At 26.3% G+C, this 16,929-nt stretch carries 19 protein-coding genes and 1 other annotated feature; of the genes, 13 read left to right on the forward strand and 6 right to left on the reverse strand.

Annotation, left to right across the window (positions count from 1 at the left end; all coding sequences use genetic code 11):
• Positions 1 to 16: 16 nt before the first annotated feature.
• Positions 17 to 946: a tRNA modification radical SAM protein MnmL/YtqA gene (gene mnmL, locus P4S50_RS07740; protein ID WP_277734188.1), complete on the reverse strand. Its 930-nt coding sequence runs from the start codon at positions 944 to 946 to the stop codon at positions 17 to 19.
• A gap of 229 nt (positions 947 to 1,175) precedes the next feature.
• Between mnmL and P4S50_RS07745 the strand changes: the two genes are divergently transcribed.
• From P4S50_RS07745 to P4S50_RS07790, 10 genes are all read left to right on the forward strand, one after another.
• Positions 1,176 to 2,081, forward strand: coding sequence for a DMT family transporter (locus P4S50_RS07745; protein ID WP_277734190.1), 906 nt, complete (start codon positions 1,176 to 1,178; stop codon positions 2,079 to 2,081).
• Positions 2,082 to 2,181: 100 nt separating this feature from the next.
• Complete coding sequence (gene yyaC, locus P4S50_RS07750) at positions 2,182 to 2,757, forward strand: spore protease YyaC (RefSeq protein WP_277734191.1); 576 nt, start codon at positions 2,182 to 2,184, stop codon at positions 2,755 to 2,757.
• A gap of 148 nt (positions 2,758 to 2,905) precedes the next feature.
• Entirely contained in the window at positions 2,906 to 3,190 is a 285-nt protein-coding gene (locus P4S50_RS07755; protein ID WP_277734193.1) for a hypothetical protein, read from the forward strand.
• A 174-nt stretch (positions 3,191 to 3,364) separates the two neighbouring features.
• Positions 3,365 to 4,600 carry an efflux RND transporter periplasmic adaptor subunit gene (locus P4S50_RS07760; RefSeq protein ID WP_277734194.1) on the forward strand — a complete coding sequence of 412 codons (1,236 nt, stop codon included), beginning with the start codon at positions 3,365 to 3,367 and terminating at the stop codon, positions 4,598 to 4,600.
• A gap of 19 nt (positions 4,601 to 4,619) precedes the next feature.
• Positions 4,620 to 5,306, forward strand: a complete 687-nt coding sequence (locus P4S50_RS07765) for an ABC transporter ATP-binding protein (RefSeq protein ID WP_277734195.1) — start codon at positions 4,620 to 4,622, stop codon at positions 5,304 to 5,306.
• A 24-nt stretch (positions 5,307 to 5,330) separates the two neighbouring features.
• Positions 5,331 to 6,527: an ABC transporter permease gene (locus tag P4S50_RS07770; RefSeq protein ID WP_277734196.1), complete on the forward strand. Its 1,197-nt coding sequence runs from the start codon at positions 5,331 to 5,333 to the stop codon at positions 6,525 to 6,527.
• A gap of 24 nt (positions 6,528 to 6,551) precedes the next feature.
• A complete protein-coding gene (locus tag P4S50_RS07775; protein ID WP_277734197.1) occupies positions 6,552 to 7,679 on the forward strand; it encodes a TolC family protein in 1,128 nt (375 codons plus the stop codon).
• A gap of 379 nt (positions 7,680 to 8,058) precedes the next feature.
• The gene (locus P4S50_RS07780; protein ID WP_277734198.1) at positions 8,059 to 8,694 is read left to right on the forward strand and encodes an HDIG domain-containing metalloprotein; all 636 of its coding nucleotides are present in this window, start codon (positions 8,059 to 8,061) and stop codon (positions 8,692 to 8,694) included.
• A gap of 77 nt (positions 8,695 to 8,771) precedes the next feature.
• Positions 8,772 to 8,969: a hypothetical protein gene (locus P4S50_RS07785; RefSeq protein WP_277734199.1), complete on the forward strand. Its 198-nt coding sequence runs from the start codon at positions 8,772 to 8,774 to the stop codon at positions 8,967 to 8,969.
• A 102-nt stretch (positions 8,970 to 9,071) separates the two neighbouring features.
• Positions 9,072 to 9,698 (forward strand): MerR family transcriptional regulator, encoded by a 627-nt coding sequence (locus tag P4S50_RS07790; protein WP_277734200.1) that lies wholly within the window; start codon positions 9,072 to 9,074, stop codon positions 9,696 to 9,698.
• A gap of 24 nt (positions 9,699 to 9,722) precedes the next feature.
• On the opposite strand, the gene P4S50_RS07795 is transcribed toward P4S50_RS07790, so the two are convergent.
• Positions 9,723 to 10,016, reverse strand: a complete 294-nt coding sequence (locus P4S50_RS07795) for a hypothetical protein (RefSeq protein WP_277734201.1) — start codon at positions 10,014 to 10,016, stop codon at positions 9,723 to 9,725.
• 200 nt (positions 10,017 to 10,216) lie between these two features.
• Positions 10,217 to 10,466, forward strand: a binding site (T-box leader).
• Positions 10,467 to 10,591: 125 nt separating this feature from the next.
• On the opposite strand from P4S50_RS07795, the gene asnA reads away from it, so the two are divergent.
• Complete coding sequence (asnA, locus tag P4S50_RS07800) at positions 10,592 to 11,602, forward strand: aspartate--ammonia ligase (protein WP_277734202.1); 1,011 nt, start codon at positions 10,592 to 10,594, stop codon at positions 11,600 to 11,602.
• 93 nt (positions 11,603 to 11,695) lie between these two features.
• Here the strand turns inward: asnA and P4S50_RS07805 are convergent, their stop codons facing one another.
• The 3 genes from P4S50_RS07805 to P4S50_RS07815 form a co-directional block, all read right to left on the reverse strand.
• Complete coding sequence (locus P4S50_RS07805; RefSeq protein ID WP_277734203.1) at positions 11,696 to 12,079, reverse strand: DUF4363 family protein; 384 nt, start codon at positions 12,077 to 12,079, stop codon at positions 11,696 to 11,698.
• Entirely contained in the window at positions 12,080 to 12,766 is a 687-nt protein-coding gene (locus P4S50_RS07810; protein WP_277734204.1) for a DUF421 domain-containing protein, read from the reverse strand.
• 189 nt (positions 12,767 to 12,955) lie between these two features.
• Positions 12,956 to 14,071: an alanine racemase gene (locus tag P4S50_RS07815; protein WP_277734205.1), complete on the reverse strand. Its 1,116-nt coding sequence runs from the start codon at positions 14,069 to 14,071 to the stop codon at positions 12,956 to 12,958.
• A 167-nt stretch (positions 14,072 to 14,238) separates the two neighbouring features.
• Here P4S50_RS07815 and P4S50_RS07820 point away from each other — a divergent pair, with 167 nt between their 5' ends.
• Both P4S50_RS07820 and P4S50_RS07825 read left to right on the forward strand, forming a co-directional pair.
• Positions 14,239 to 14,793: a helix-turn-helix domain-containing protein gene (locus tag P4S50_RS07820; RefSeq protein ID WP_277734206.1), complete on the forward strand. Its 555-nt coding sequence runs from the start codon at positions 14,239 to 14,241 to the stop codon at positions 14,791 to 14,793.
• Positions 14,794 to 14,974: 181 nt separating this feature from the next.
• Entirely contained in the window at positions 14,975 to 15,130 is a 156-nt protein-coding gene (locus P4S50_RS07825; protein WP_277734207.1) for a hypothetical protein, read from the forward strand.
• Positions 15,131 to 15,226: 96 nt separating this feature from the next.
• Here the strand turns inward: P4S50_RS07825 and P4S50_RS07830 are convergent, their stop codons facing one another.
• A complete protein-coding gene (locus P4S50_RS07830) occupies positions 15,227 to 16,924 on the reverse strand; it encodes a recombinase family protein (RefSeq protein ID WP_277734208.1) in 1,698 nt (565 codons plus the stop codon).
• Positions 16,925 to 16,929 lie beyond the last annotated feature (5 nt).

A 16,929-nucleotide genomic window follows, 5' to 3' on the forward strand; every position in this document is an offset into this window, starting at 1 on the left:
TATCCCCATATAAAATTTACATTTTAGATAAATAATATTTACCTTGAAATGAATCTCTAATTGAAAGTTCTTTATCTATACCATTTAAAATACTTCTCTTATCAAGACTCCACCAGGGCTCTAATAATGTATCCTTAGATCCATCTCCAGTTAATCTATGAATAGTTATATTGGGATTTAACCTTTCTAAAATATCACAAATTAAATGTATATACTCTTCTTTTTCTAACAAAGTAAATTTAGTTGAATTATAATACTTTTCAAGATCAGTTCCTTTGATTATATGAAGAAGATGTAGTTTAACCCCTTGAATATCCATATTAGAGATTTTTGAGATTGATTCAAAAATCATCTCTCTTGTTTCGTTTGGGATACCTAATATTAAATGGGTAACGATATTTATATTATAAGATCTTAATTTTTTTACTTTTTCTTCGAATAAAGAAAAAAGATATCCCCTTCTTAGAAATTTAGCACTTTCATCATGTATAGTTTGAAGTCCAAGTTCAATCCAAAGGTATGTTTTTTTACTTAATTCACTTAATAACTGTATAACATCATCATCTAAGCAATCTGGTCTTGTTGCTATTGCAATGCCTACTATATCATCACAATTAATAGCTGCTTCATATTTTTCTCTTAATGCATTTATATCAGCATAAGTATTTGTGAAATTTTGAAAATACGCAATATATTTTCCGTTAGGCCATTTGTTACTTAGTAGACTGATTTGATCTTTAACCTGCTGATCTATAGTTAAAACTCTGTTCGAAGCATATTCTCCAGAACCACTATCACTACAAAATATGCATCCATTAAAACCTATTTTTCCATCTCTATTGGGACAAGTAAATCCACCATCTAGTGATAATTTAAAAATCTTTTCATTAAATATTTCTCTAAGTTCAAAATTTAGAGAACGATACCTTTTATCAAACCAACGCAAATTATTACACATCCTTTATACTTATATAGTGTAGAGTATATTTTACTATGACAAATAAAATCTTTCAAGGAATAATAAGATGAATTTTGAATATATATAAAGCGAAACTTAATTCAAGTAGAGATTTTACTTTGAATAAATTTTTAGCTTTTAGATAAATGTATTTTGAAGGAATTTATTAAAGGAAGTTTAACTATATAATGAAAAAAGTGATAAGAGGGAGTTTATAATGAGCAGACAATTAAAAGCGGATCTAGCTTTACTATTTGTAACTATAGGATGGGGAGCTTCTTTTATACTTACAAAAAATTCATTATCTGAATTAGAAACATATAATTTTTTAGCTATAAGATTTTTTATAGCTTTTATAATATCAAGTTGTATATTCTTTAAAAATATGATTAAAGCAGATAAGAAAAGTATAAAATATGAACTTATATTAGGTATTATACTTTATGCACATTATGCATTTCAAACAGTTGGTCTTAATTATACAACCCCTTCAAAATCTGCATTTATAACTGGTTCAAATGTTATAATGGTACCTATACTATCAGCTCTTATGATTAAGGAATTTCCTCAAAAAAAATCATTAGTAAGTGCAATACTTGCCTTAATAGGGCTTGCTATGTTAACTTTAAATGAAAACATAACAAGTATTAATAGGGGGGATATATATACTTTGATATGCGCTGTTGTATTTGCTATATACATAATATTTGTAGGAAAATATACTTGGGAATGTGAATCTATAGCATTAGCTGTTATTCAATTTGGAGTGGTTGCTTTTTTAAGTTCTATAACTTCGATTGCGATAGAAAGTCCTGTAATGCCATCTAGTAATGATATTTGGATTAATATAATTATATTAAGTGTGATATGTACTTCAGGTGCATTTATAATACAAAGTGTTGCTCAAAAGTTTACGACTTCAAATCATACAGCCTTAATTTATTCAGCAGAGCCTGTTTTTGCAGCTATGTTCGGATATTTTTTATATTCTGAAGTTATTACTATAAAAACAGGAATAGGAGCATTCTTAATACTCTTAGGAATGATAATATCTGAAGTTGAGTTTAATATATTTTTAAAGGCAAAAGAAAATGAAGAAGATAACTTAATAAATAATGAATAATACCCATTTATCAAAAAAATTCATCTATATTTAATATAGATGAATTTTTTTCGTATATTCAGGAAAAACTTGTATTGTAAGAAAAGGTAGGTGAATATAGTTGAATGAGATAAATATAAAAGATAATAATGCTTACATACATTTTCCTAATATACTCAAAAATTATATTAAAGGAAATTATAAAGAAGATCACAAAGAAATAGTGATACTATGCATAGGTACAGACAGATGTACTGGGGATTCTCTTGGGCCGTTAATCGGATATAAACTTCAAAATAAAATAAATAAATACAAAGATATATATATACATGGAACATTAGAAGAGCCTGTTCATGCAAAAAATTTAAACGATACAATTGAATATATAAATAAACATTATGAAAACCCCTTTATAATAGCTATAGATGCATGTTTAGGTGCATCTGACAGAATAGGATGTATTAAAGTATCAAATGGTGCATTAAAACCGGGAGCAGGGGTAAACAAAAAACTACCTTCTGTAGGAGATATAAATATATTGGGAATAGTAAATGTATCAGGTTTTATGGAATTTATGGTTTTACAAAATACAAGATTACAATTAATAATGAAGATGTCTGAATTTATATCAAGAGGAATAGATCATGCATTATGGACATGTACTCAGAAAAATCAAATACAGAATAATATATTCTAAAAGATGCCATTTGCAATTAATGCAAATGGCATCTTTTAGAATATATTATTCCTAGTAGAAGATAAAAAGAAATTATTTAAAATTTAATGTAACAATATAAAAACATAAAACATAAAATAATATGTACTTAATAATAAGGAGGTCAATTATGAGCTTATTTAAAGTTTTCAAAAAAAACAAGAAAAAAAATACAACCGATGATAACAATAAAAAAGAAATGAAAGTAAGTAAAAAAGTAAAAAAAACAAAACGTGAAAATTCGGATGAAAAAAAACAAAACGAAGTAAGAGAAGAAAATGTAGAATATCTTAATGAAGAAATTAATAATGAACCAAAATTAAATAAAAAGAAAAAAAATAGAAACAACAGAAACAATAAAAATAATAATCCTGAAATTATAGAATTAATAGACGATAGTGAAATCGAAAAATAGTAGAACAACACATAATGTGTTGTTCTACTATTTTTTTTGTAAATAATTCGAAATTTAAGAAAAATTTAAGGAAATTTTAAGAAAAATAAAATACTAGAATGTTATAATCTTACTATAAAATAAAATAATTACAATTTATTCCATGTAATTAAATCAAGGTGGGAGGTAATTTAAATGACAAAAAAAAAGAAAATAATAGGTATATCAGTGAGTATAGTCATTTTATTATTTGTAGTATTGAATTTAAAAACATCAGGATCAAGTGATGATATGTCAGTAACAACAACTGATATATCAAAAAGCGATATAAGTACTGATATATATGTTAAAGGAGAATTAAAAAGCAAAGTAAAATCAGAAATATCTTCAGATCTTACATATATAGTAGATAATATATTTGTTAAAGAAGGAGATAAAGTAAAAAAAGGACAGAAATTAGCAACATTTGATATGAAACAATTAAATCAAGATATTGAATCTGCAAAACTTGAATTTGAAATTCAAGAAGCTCAATATAATGAAAAAAATAGTGAAGAACGTGTACAAGCTCTAGAAAAAGATGTAGAAAATCAAACTATGGATTTTGAAATTGCTAAGAAAAAATATGAAAGTTCTAAATCACTATATGAATTAGGAAGCATAAGTAAAGATGAACTTGATTCTGACTATAATACGTATAAAAAATCGGAAAATAATCTAGAGAAAATAAAATCAGATTTAAATAAAGCTATAAGAGAAAAAAATAGTGATTCTGATGCAAAATCACTAGAACTTAAAAAATTAAATTTGAAACAAAAAATAGACGATTTAAGTAAATCAACAGTAAAAAGTCCAATTGATGGAACTGTTACAGCTGTTAATGCAAAAATTGGTTCAATTCCTAAAGGCGCTGGAGGAATATTCGTTATAGAAGATTTAAATAATTTAAAAGCAACATTTGATATAAATGAATTTGATATAAGTAAATTACATAAGGGACAAGAAATAAATTTAACTACTGAATCTCTTTCAGATGCTACTTTTAAAGGAAAGATAACTAATATTTATCCAACAGCACGAGTAAAAGAGGGATCTGCTTCAGGTAAACAAATAATAATCCCTGTAGAAGTAGAGTTAACTGGAAGCATAGAAGGTTTAAGACCAGGACTTGTAATTGAATCTAAAATAGAAACAGAAAAACAAAAAGATGCATTAGTTCTTCCTTATGAAGCAATCTATGAAAAACCAGATAAAACTAATTGCATATTTGTTGTAAAAGATGAAACCTTAAAGGAAATTCCTGTTGAACTAGGAATTCAAAGTGATTTAGTTGTACAAGTTATTTCAAAAGATATAAAATCTGGTGATAAAGTAGCACTTAATCCTAATGAAACTTTTATAGATGGTATGAAGGTTTCTACTATGAAGTAGTCAGAAAGAAGGTATAAAAATGATAGAAGTTAAAAATCTACAAAAAGTATATCAAAATGGAGATATAAAAGTTCCTGCACTAAAAAATGTTTCTCTTACTGTGAAAGAAGGAGAATTTGTAGCTATCATGGGTTCTTCTGGATCGGGTAAGTCTACTTTTATGAATATTTTAGGATGTCTAGATAAACCGACTTCTGGAGAATATTTACTTGATGGAATACCTATACAAGATAGAAATGAAGAAGAATTATCAGATATAAGAAATTTAAAAATAGGATTTGTGTTTCAGTCATTTAACCTTATTCCAAGAACATCTTCATTGAAAAATGTAGAATTACCGCTTTTATATGCTAGAAAAAATCAAAATGACAGAAGAAAAAAAGCTATTTCCATTTTAGAAAAAGTTGGATTAAAAGAAAGAATACATCATATGCCAAATGAGTTATCTGGAGGTCAAAGACAAAGAGTTGCAATAGCTAGAGCATTGGCTAATGAACCACCTTTAATCTTAGCAGATGAGCCAACTGGAAATCTTGATTCAAAATCAGGAGATGAAGTAATGGAGATTTTTAAAAAGTTGAATGATGAAGGTGTAACAATAATACTTGTAACACATGAACCTGAAATTGCACAGCACTGTAAAAGAATAGTCGCTTTTAAAGATGGAGTTTTAATAAAAGACGAACTTGTTAAAAATAGATTATAAATTTTTAGATTGGAGGTTATTATCTTGTTTTTTTTAGAAAATTTTAAGCTAGCTATATCCAGTCTAAGAGCAAATAAGATGAGATCTTTTCTGACAATGCTTGGTATAATAATAGGAATTAGTTCTGTTATTACAATAATGACTCTAGGAGAGATTGGTAAAGCAAGTATAGGTAAAGAATTTGAAGGATTTGGTACTCATAGAGTAAATATTCGTTTAAATTGGAGTGATGAAATAAGGTCTACTGACTTTTTAAATGATAGTGAAATTGAAAAAATAAAGAATACATTTTCAAAAGAAATAGAATATATATCTCCTATTACTTGGGGATCTGGAAAAGCTAAGAAAAACAAATCATTTGCAGGTGTAGATATACAGGGGACAAATGAAGATTATAAATATGTAGGAAAAGTAAATATTATAAATGGAAGGTTTTTAAATAAATCAGATATTAAAGGAAGAAGATATGTAGCTGTTATAAATAAAAAATTAGCTCTTAAATTATTTAAAAGAATAAATGTAGTTGGAGAAACTATAAAGATAGAAAGTGGAGACTCTGGACAACGATTTGTTATAGTGGGTGTATATCAAGATCCACCTTCATTATTTGATAAATTTAATAAAGAAGATACAACTCTACTTTATCAACCAGTAAGTATAGTACAATATGATGGTTTATATAGTTCAGTTCAGGCTCAATTATCTAAAACTGTTGATATTGATTCAACATGCAATAAAATTTCAAAATATGTATCTAGAATCAAAAATAAAGAAAATTTATATGATGCAAGATCTTCAAAAAGTGAAATGAATATAGTGGATAATGTATTAAGTAAAATATCTTTAGGAATAGGAGCTGTAGCTGCTATATCTTTATTAGTTGGAGGAATAGGGGTTATGAATATAATGCTGGTTTCTGTAACTGAAAGAACTAGAGAAATTGGAATAAGAAAAGCTCTAGGAGCTAAGAGAAAAGATATATTACTTCAGTTTTTAGTAGAATCTATGATAATATCAGGACTAGGAGGATTAATAGGAGTTACATTGGGATTGGGAGTATCTAATATAGCTGCAGTTATTTTAAAAGTAAGTCCTAGCGTACCTATTAAATATATACTAATAAGTGTTTCTTTTTCTGCTATTGTTGGAATTTTCTTCGGGTTATATCCTGCAAATAAAGCAGCTAAGCTTGATCCTATAGAAGCGCTTAGATACGAGTAAATTAAAATTTGAATGGAGGTTAATATGAAAAAGAATAGACGTATAGTGTTATTTATTATGCTTGTAGTATTTACACTTTTTAATTCAATTATACAATTCAAATCATTTGCAAATGATTTGGAAAATAATATATTAACTTTGGAAAAAGCTCAAAGTGAAGCTATATTAAACTCAAATATATTAAAAGAAGATAATAGAAGTTTAGATGCATTGCATGATGAACGTTCAAAAACAAGAAGACAAGAAAAACAAATAAAGAATTCAAAATCAGATTATTCAACACTTGAAGATTATAAATATGAATCTGGTGATAAAATGAAAGAAGTAGATATAAAGATAAAAGGTAGCGAATTAAAGTTAAAAGAAGATGAAGATCAAATAAAAAGAAAAGTATTAAATTCATTTCAAGATATTTTAATTAAACAAAAAGAACTAGAAATAGCAAAAATAAACATTGAATATGAATATAAGAAGCTGGAGATATCAAAGTTAAAAAATAAACTTGGTAAAATTTCTAATATTGATTTAGAAAGTAGTCAGAATAAATATGATGAATTAGTTACATCATTAAGTACTAAAGAAATTGAATTAAAGAATCTATATAGTAGCTTAAATCAATTAATGGGCCATGAAATTAATGAAAGATATACTGTTGTATTAGATAATATGCATGAAGATATGGATATTAAGAATATAAAAAAACCTGCAGATATTATGGAGGTGGTTTTGAAAAATAGATATGACTATGTAAGTTTGAAAAATAATTATGAAATACAAAATTTAAATTTAAATAATATTAAAATTAAATATCCTCCAAATACATATATGTACAAAGAGCAAGAGCGAACTTTAAATAATTATGAAGAATCATATAAAGAAAAAGAAATTTCAATAAAAAATGAATTAGAAAATGAATATTCTCAACTTATTTTATCAAGAGAAAAATTAAATGATAATGAACAAATTTTAAAAAATTCTAAAACTATTCTTGAAAATAAATATAATTTTTTTGAATATGGTAGGTTGAGTAAAATGGATATTGAAAATGCTAAAATAGATATGATGAATAAAGAACTTGATTATATGAATAATAAATTTGAATTTCAAAGAAATTTAGATAAGTATATATCTAATTATGACTATATCAAGTAAATATAATAAGAAAGCTTAGAATTTATTCTAAGCTTTCTTTTATATTAAACAAGAAGTTAATAATTAAACTACAATACATGAGTGCTTAAAATCATATAGATTTATACATCTCTGCAATTTATGTAGTTGTTTATTAATTTCTCGCTGTACTATTATAATAACCGATTTTAATGAATATATTCTGGAATATTAAGTTAAAAGCTTTAAGATAAATCACTTTTACAATTCTTATATAAAAGCTAATATTATTATATTTGTATGGGATAATATTAGTATTAAATATTTCAATAAAAATAGATTGTATTATAAAGAGGATTAAATTTTAAAAATCAAATGAAAGCTGTATAAATATAAACTATATTTTTTAGGAGGTTTTTTTATGAACTCTAAGATGGAAATATTCAAAGAATGGAATAATCATTTGTTAGATGATAGCAAGCCTTCGGTATATTTCAATAAAATAAAAGATGATAGTATCTTAGATGAATATCCATTTTCAATGTTAAAAAAATTAGAAGATACTCCTCAATCTGAGAAATATCATCCTGAAGGAAGTGTATGGAATCATACTATGATGGTACTTGATATTGCTGCTGATAAAAAGAGGTTTAGTAAAGATTCTAGAGTATTCATGTGGGCAGCTTTACTTCATGATATAGGGAAGCCCTCTACAACTAAAGTAAGTAAAAAGAAGATAACATCATATAACCATGATTCTATAGGTTCAAAGTTAGCAAGAGAGTTCTTAGTAGAATTTACAGATGATAATAAATTTATTGATGAAGTATGTATTCTTGTAAGATGGCATATGCACTTATTATTTGTAGTAAAAGATTTACCTTTTGCAAAAATAGATGAAATGCTATCTGAAACAACTGTTGAGGAATTAGCTTTGTTTGGAACTTGTGATAGACTAGGTAGAGGAAATATGTGTGAAGAAAAAATAAAAGAAGAAGATAAAAATATAGATATGTTTATAAAAAAATGCAAGCAGCATTTGCAAAACAAAAAATAGGATTGATACAACAGTTAATAATCACATTATACTTTTTGATACCATATATTATATCAAAAAGTAGGAGGACATTTTAAATGAAAAAATGCTCTAGATTTAAACACTGTGGATTTATAAAAAAGTATGAAGAGACAGGATTATACAATAATTTAATAGAATTATATTGTAAAGGAAAGAAAAATAAATATTGTAAACGCAGAAAATTTAATAAAGAAAAGGGATATTCTCCAGATGATAATATGCTTCCTAATGGTAAAAAAGGAAAGCTTAAATAAAATTAAAAGTGTATATATTGTTTACTTGACAATATATGCATTTTTAATATACAGTTTTATAGTATGATTTTAAGCTATTGTATCAATATAGGAGGTAAAAAAATGACTAGTAATTCAACTAATATACATTACAATAATCTTAATAATATTCTATATACTACTAAAGAAGCATCTGAAATAATAAACGTTTCTCAGTCTACACTTAGGAAATATGAAGAAAAATATAGTATAAGTGTTCAAAGAAATGAGAAAGGACATAGAAGATACTCCCTTGAAAACATCAATGAATTTAAAGAAATATTAAAATCAAGAAATGAAAAAAAGAATAAAAAACAATTTTTTTTAGATAATGCTAATAAATATAATGAAGATTTGCAAAATACAATAAAAAATTCTATAGAAAATAACAGCTATATTTCTTTAGAATCTCAAAATGATGCAAGAAGAAATTTTGAAAATTATATAACAAATTTTACAAATGAGTTATTTGAAAAGAATAATAATGCATTGTTAGATAATTTTAATAACTGTTTAAATGATAAAGTTGATGGAAAAATAGAAAAATTAATAAATTTGATAAAAATTGAGAATAATCAATTAAGGTCAGAAAATAAAAGATTAATGAATATGGTATATGATCTTAACTGTAAAGTTGAAATTTTAATTCAAAAAGAAGAATATAAAAACAAACCAACAAGTTTTAATAAATTATTTAGTAAAAACAAATAGTTTACATAATATTTTTAATGTGAACTATTTGTTTTTGAAATTTATATAATGTAGAATAAATTGATTATATTCATTTTTAGAGTATTTAAATTCTATATATTCATTTTCATTTAATATATTTTGAATGAAGTATGATTTTAATTTAGCTGGTAGTCTCAATACTAGTGTTTCATTGTTCGAGGAGACCTCTATAGAATTATCATCAATCATTCCGTTGTAGTAACCTGTATATATATATTCTTGTTTATCGCAAAATGTAAATCCTGTCAGGTTGAATAATAATAGTGAAGTCAATAAAAAAACAAATATTTTTTTCATATGTTTGTCCCCCTTTTAATAAAAATTTAAATCATACTATTAATATGTAATATAAAAGTATGATTTAATTTATTCTAATATATGCAAGTGATTATATACATATTCCTAGATATTATGAAATTTATATAAAAAAATATATTATTATATTGACAATTGGAAATAATAAATATATAATACATTTTAAAGATAAACAAATTGATTTAAAGACTATGAAGAGAAGAGTAACTATATTAGTTTTATTTCAGCGAATCGATGGTGGTGAGAGATCGATATAAAAAATATAGCGAAGAACGTCTCTGAGTTTCTAACTGAAATCGTATGAGAGTAGGCTTAGACGGATCTAAACCGTTATAGTTAGACAGTATCAAGTTATATAAACTTCGTACTTGTTAAAGAGAGCTTAGAGCTAATTAGAGTGGTACCGCGGAAGTTAAACCTTTCGTCTCTATATTTATTATAGAGATGAAAGGTTTTTTTATTACAAAAAAACATGGCCATGTTTAAATAAAGTAATGATTTATAGTCTTATAAATACTAAAATTTAAATTAAACAATAACTAGGAGGAATAGACATTATGTTAGAAAGATTAATAATACCTACAGGATATGAACCTAAATTAGGACTTAGAGAAACTGAGATTGCTATAAAACAAATAAAAGATTTTTTTCAAATAAACTTATCAGATAGATTAAACTTAACGAGAGTATCGGCGCCGTTGTTTGTAAAACCTGAATCAGGTCTTAATGATAACTTGAATGGAGTAGAAAGACCAGTATCATTCGATGTTAGAGGAGACAATCATTCAGAAGCAGAGATAGTACATTCTTTAGCTAAATGGAAGAGAATGGCTTTAGCTAGATATAAATTTGATATACATGAAGGGTTGTATACAGATATGAATGCTATAAGAAGAGACGAAGATTTAGATAACTTACATTCAATTTATGTAGATCAATGGGATTGGGAAAAAATTATAAGCAAAGAAGATAGAAGTGAAATGTATCTAAAGGATATAGTCAATACTATATACAGTGTTTTTAAAGAAACGGAAGAACATATGTATGAATTATACAAGATACAAAAAATTCTTCCTGAAGAAATTTTCTTTATAACATCACAAGAATTAGAAGATAAGTATCCAGGACTTACTTCTAAAGAAAGAGAATCTGCAATTGCAAAGGAAAAAGGCGCTGTATTTATAATGAAAATAGGTGATCTATTAAAATCAGGAGAAAAACACGATGGAAGAGCACCGGATTATGATGATTGGGAATTAAATGGAGATATAATATTCTGGAATCCTGTATTAGAAAGAGAATTTGAGCTTTCTTCAATGGGAATAAGAGTAGATAAAAAAGCTTTAGAAAAACAACTTTCTTTAGCTGGATGTGAATCAAGAAAAGAATTTGAGTTCCATAAAATGCTTTTAGAAGATAAGTTACCATTAACAATCGGTGGAGGAATAGGCCAATCTAGAATTTGTATGTTTTTCTTAAGAAAAGCTCATATAGGAGAAGTTCAAGCTTCTATTTGGCCAAAAGAAATGATAGATAAATGTGAAAAAGAAAATATATTCTTATTATAAAATTAATCAAATATATTTGATTATATGAAAATAAAAAAGATATAAAAAAGATAATTTGTTATCTTTTTTATATCTTTTTTGTATTTGCAAATATTATAATATATTTGTAAGTGTAAGTTTTTCGTTTTCAGATATCAGTTTGAAAAATTCCTTAAGAGATTGTATTTGCTCATGAGATAGAGGTATGTTTTTAAGTTCGATATTTTTTATGAGTTTTGCCATGGCAACATCAATGTTGTCAAGTTCATGATGATCTAATAAAACACTCCATTTATACCGAATACTATCCCATTTTTTATTAATTTTCATAAATTCATTACTTACACTTTTCCAATTATTTTTATCTATATTATTAGATATAGAGTCTAGAGAATCTACAAATTCAGTACAAGTAGCATCTATATGATTACTATATATATAATTCCAAGAGAATATTATTATAATGGCAGATATTATAGATATTATAAAAGGTTTCATTTAAATATCTCCTTTATTTAACTTTTTCTGTATGAAAATATCTTTACTTTCATCTATACTACAAAAAAACACATCTTCTATAGTACTTATATTATTTTGCTTTAAAATATTTTTTAACCAAGATTCATCAAGTTTAAGGTATTTCAAATTTCCGTAATTTATTTTACCATCTATTATTAATGATGTAGGTAGCCCTTCATATACAGGTGATGCTTTAACATCTTCAACTGTAGGTGGTCTTTTATTTGATTTTGGAATAATACTCAAATCTCCGCTTGTTTCTAATATAGCGTATTCAATATCTTTAATTACAGGATAGTCTTTTATTCTTAATTGTTCTATTAAATCATTCATATTGATTCTAAGTCTTTTAAGCTCTTTATCATTTATAATTCCTTTGTTTATTAATATACTTGGTTTTCCGCATATGAATTTTCTTGCTTTTTCACTTTTTAAATTTATAAATGATATGCTTATTTGAACAAATAGTATTGTAAAGATAGCTATAATCCCATTGACTAAAGGTAGTTTAGTGTCTTCCATAGGAAGTGCTGCAAGTTCAGCTATCATCAATGTAACCACTAATTCAAAAGGCTGCATTTCTGATAACTCTCCTTTACCCATAATACGTACACTTATAAGTACAAATATATATAATATTAAAGTTCTAACTAGTATTATAATCATTTAAACTTATCTCCTTATTTAAATATTATATTAGATAGAATTTCCAATATATAAATATTTATACTTGATTTTAAATAAATACTTAAATTGTAAAGCTAAAAACCCTTCTACTTTAATTAAAGTAGAAGGGTTTTTTAGCTTTACATATATTTATTCAAGAAATTATTTTATTTGAATCTAAAATAAATATTATATTAAATTTGGTTTTGTAGAGTTTCCTCTAACATCAACATCAATTATATTTTCAACTATATCGTTTCTAAATCCAATAATATAATCAGTCATATTTGCACAAGAGCATGAATGGTTAGGTATTATTTGTATTTTATCTCCAATTTTTAAATCTGTCTCTGAAGTTATTCTTATTTTTCCTACTTCCTCTGATAAACCTATAATTTCTAATTCATTATGATCCTTAACCTTACCGAATCCATTTATAAGAGTACTTGCATGGGCTCCTTTATCTAATCCTAAGCATTTGCTACCAACGTCTATTATAAATAAATCATCTCTAGGGTTAGAAATTATAGTACCTAAAACTGTTAAAGAGCATTTACTTTCTTCACATACATTTAATGAAAGTTGAATATTATCATAGAATGGATAATTTCCAGGTCTTAAAATATTTATATTTGGATCAGTTACAACATCGAAGAATGTAGGTGTACTACCTGTTGCTACTATACTTATATCAAAAGAATCAGTAATTAGATTATCTTTAGCTATTTTTAATGATTCGCTTTCTTGCTTAGACACCTCAGAGATTTGTTCGCCTGATGAAACTCCATAAACCTGACCTGGGTGAGTACTAATCCCAATTAGTTTTAAATTAGAATATCTAGATATTTTTTTTGCTAGATTTATTGAATCATTAGGGGATACACCTAATCTATTTAAGCCGCAGTTGATTATAATTAGGTATTCCATAGTTAAATTTTCTTTTTTTAATTCATCATTGAAAAGTCTTGCGCCATCTTCTCCATCAAAGCTTATAATTACTCTAGACTTTTTTGCTAAATCAATAACTCTTCCAATATTTGCTTTAGAAACTATAGGATATGCTAAACAAATATTATCTAGTCCAGCATTCACGAAAGCTTCTGCTTCATCTATTGTTCCAACTAAAAAACCTTTTGCTCCATAATCTCTTTGAAGCTTTGCTATATATGTGCTTTTGTGAGTTTTAGTCATAGGCCAAAGTTCTTTGTTATTTTCATTACAAAGTCTCTGGATATTTTTTAGATTTGTTTCTAAAGTATCTAAATTTAATAAAAAACTAGGTGTTTGTAATTCGTAAATATTCATTTTTATTCCCCTTTCTATTATAAAGCTGAAATGCAGTTAAATATAATTAAATTTAATTAAAATATATTTAATATTTTAGCAATAAAATTTACTATAGTCAATGCTTTGAATTATGATATAATTTACATTATTAAAAAAAGAAGAGAAAGTAAGAAAAGGAGAATTATATGGATGATATAAATGTTGGTAAAAAAATATCTGAGTATAGAAAATCAAAGAATATAACTGCTGCCCAATTAGCTAAAATGGCTGGAGTAACACCTTCTTTATTGAGTCAAATTGAAAAGGGTACTGCTAATCCATCTATAAATACACTTAAAATAATTTCAAAATCCTTAGATATACCATTATTTACATTCTTCGTTACACAGGTAGAGACAGATCAGCTAATAGTAAGGTCTGATAAAAGAAAAAAGATGATATTTCCTCAAAATAACAATCTATCATATGAGTTATTATCACCAAATTTGAATGGAACAATTGAATTTGCTTTAATAACATTGACTACTGATTCTCAATCATCTAATGAAATTATGTCTCATGAAGGCGAAGAGGTTGCATATGTTATAACTGGAAAAGTAAATATACATTTAAATGAAGAAGTAATTATATTAAATGAAGGTGATAGTATAAAAATACTCCCACATATGAAGCATAAATGGGAAAATCCATACGACAAGGATGCAAGAGTTATATTTGCAATAACACCTCCATCGTTTTAAAAAATATAGATGGATAAATTTATAGTTTCAGAATTTTAATTAAATGAACTATAGTAAGGTTTAATTTAAAGAAGAGAATGCAACTTATTCTCTTCTTTTTTTTATCTAATTTTGATATAATAAAATTTGAAGCAAAAAAGTTAAATATAACAAGCTTTGAAGTAGTTAAGGAGGAATTATTTTGGGTAAAAGAAAACAAGTACATGTTCCCATGGAAAAAATAAAAGAACAGGATAAATATATAGAGGTTATAAAATCTCAAAATGATAGATATTTTGAAATGACTGGAAAGAGAAAAAAACATCTTACTGTAACATATGGTTGTCCAGTGGTTTGAGTAAACAGGATTTCTTTCACCCATTGATTCTACTGGTTTTGAGCATGAATTCAAAATAAGCCTTAAATATAAATAAAAAGCCCTAAAAGGGCTTTTTTAGTCTCTATATATAAAATTATGAGTTAATCCATTTTTAAAACAAATACCAGCTACTTTTCTATCATCAATAATTACTTTATCAATAACAGTATTCATAAAGTCTTTTATTAGCTGCTTATCTATAACCATAGACATATTTCTGTAGTCGATAAACTTCTTATTCAAAAGCTCATTTTGAATCATAAAATGACTAGCTTTTTGTAAAAAGGATATATCGTTATATGCTACATGGTTATTGTTTTGCTCATGCAGGCTATGGATCTTATTATTTATATCATCTATTTTACTTTTTAAATTATGCTTTTGAACTAAAAAGTCTTTTTCTGGCATAGATTCTTCTGAGAATAGATAAAGATTTTGGAGCCTTTCAATAGCTCTTTCATATTTCTCTTTTTCTTTTCCCAGTACTTCTAATTCTGAAATGTTTTCCTTTGACTTAGTTTTAGCAGGTGGATTCATCAAAATATTATCAGTAGTGTAAAGAATTGATATATAAGCACTCTCAAGGTCTTTTGTATTTATCCCAACAACGTCCTTAAATGTCTTACCAGATAGAAGTATTTTTTCAAAATCTTTTAGATTATTTTTCTTAGTTAATGTCTGCTGAGCTTTTAGAAAATTAGAAATATAGTTTATAACAAAAGGACCCATTGTTATTTCACTAATCATTCCAACTTCACATCCTAGAGCTCTTGTTTTGCCTTGACAACGGAAAATAGAAGGTCTGTAACCATCTTTTCTAGCTAAATCTAAACTAGCAATAAAACCACGGCCACACTGCTTGCACTCAAGAAGACCACTAAAAGGATGCACGTGAGAGTTCCTTCTAAGGGAAGATGTATTTCTAGCAGCATTAGAATTCATTATTTTATTGCAATGTTCCCATTGTTCCTTTGGAATAATAGCTTCGTGATTATCATCGACGATTATCCATTCCTTTTCATCCTTAATAGCTCCTCTAGCAGCCTCTCTGTAATTATATCTATAAGTACCTTTATAGAATGGGTTTCTAATGATATCCACTACAGTTTTACTTGTCCAAGTTCCTCCTCGCTTTGTCTTAACATTATCGCTATTAAGCACTTTTGATACTTTAAAAGCAGATTTCACTTCTGTATATTTATCATAAATCAATTGCACAACTTTAGCCTCATCCGGATCGGGGATAGGGAATTTCTTTTCATCATCCCATTTATATCCCAAAGGACATTGAGCTCCATTCCAAAGGCCTTTCTCGGCCCTTGAAAGCATAATCGAAGATACTCTCTCTCCTGTGAGTTTTCTTTCAAGCTCTGCGAAAACTAATATTATTTTAAGCATAGCTTCTCCCATAGCCGAAGATGTATCGAATTGCTCATTCTTACTTATAAAAGTAACACCATATTTTTTTACTTCATCATACATCTCAGTAAAATCTCTAAGGTTTCTTGAGACTCTATCTATTTTCCAAACTAAAATATGTGTAAATTCCTTTTTTCTAACTCTTCTCATCATATCTTGAAAAGCTGGTCTATCAGTATTTTTGCCAGAATACCCGGCGTCTTGGAATACTTCATAATCATCTATTCCTAATAGATACTTTGAGTAGTTTATAAGCTCTTTTCTCTGAAAAGGAAGAGAATCTTTATCTACCTGGTGAGACGTCGAAACCCTAACATATAGAGCTGCTTTTTTATTTGCTACATTATCATTCATACAAA

Origin of the sequence: Tepidibacter hydrothermalis (genome assembly GCF_029542625.1) — a bacterium.
Lineage (GTDB): Bacteria > Bacillota > Clostridia > Peptostreptococcales > Peptostreptococcaceae > Tepidibacter_A > Tepidibacter_A hydrothermalis.

Bases quoted from the DNA above. Each gene is read 5' to 3' on its own strand.
- P4S50_RS07780 (WP_277734198.1), top strand. From the start codon at position 8,059: ATGAACTCTAAGATGGAAATATTCAAAGAATGGAATAATCATTTGTTA.
- P4S50_RS07795 (WP_277734201.1), bottom strand. From the start codon at position 10,016: ATGAAAAAAATATTTGTTTTTTTATTGACTTCACTATTATTATTCAAC.
- P4S50_RS07815 (WP_277734205.1), bottom strand. From the start codon at position 14,071: ATGAATATTTACGAATTACAAACACCTAGTTTTTTATTAAATTTAGAT.
- P4S50_RS07755 (WP_277734193.1), top strand. From the start codon at position 2,906: ATGAGCTTATTTAAAGTTTTCAAAAAAAACAAGAAAAAAAATACAACC.
- P4S50_RS07760 (WP_277734194.1), top strand. From the start codon at position 3,365: ATGACAAAAAAAAAGAAAATAATAGGTATATCAGTGAGTATAGTCATT.
- P4S50_RS07810 (WP_277734204.1), bottom strand. From the start codon at position 12,766: ATGATTATAATACTAGTTAGAACTTTAATATTATATATATTTGTACTT.
- P4S50_RS07785 (WP_277734199.1), top strand. From the start codon at position 8,772: ATGAAAAAATGCTCTAGATTTAAACACTGTGGATTTATAAAAAAGTAT.
- P4S50_RS07790 (WP_277734200.1), top strand. From the start codon at position 9,072: ATGACTAGTAATTCAACTAATATACATTACAATAATCTTAATAATATT.
- P4S50_RS07765 (WP_277734195.1), top strand. From the start codon at position 4,620: ATGATAGAAGTTAAAAATCTACAAAAAGTATATCAAAATGGAGATATA.
- asnA (WP_277734202.1), top strand. From the start codon at position 10,592: ATGTTAGAAAGATTAATAATACCTACAGGATATGAACCTAAATTAGGA.
- P4S50_RS07745 (WP_277734190.1), top strand. From the start codon at position 1,176: ATGAGCAGACAATTAAAAGCGGATCTAGCTTTACTATTTGTAACTATA.
- P4S50_RS07820 (WP_277734206.1), top strand. From the start codon at position 14,239: ATGGATGATATAAATGTTGGTAAAAAAATATCTGAGTATAGAAAATCA.
- P4S50_RS07805 (WP_277734203.1), bottom strand. From the start codon at position 12,079: ATGAAACCTTTTATAATATCTATAATATCTGCCATTATAATAATATTC.
- P4S50_RS07775 (WP_277734197.1), top strand. From the start codon at position 6,552: ATGAAAAAGAATAGACGTATAGTGTTATTTATTATGCTTGTAGTATTT.
- P4S50_RS07830 (WP_277734208.1), bottom strand. From the start codon at position 16,924: ATGAATGATAATGTAGCAAATAAAAAAGCAGCTCTATATGTTAGGGTT.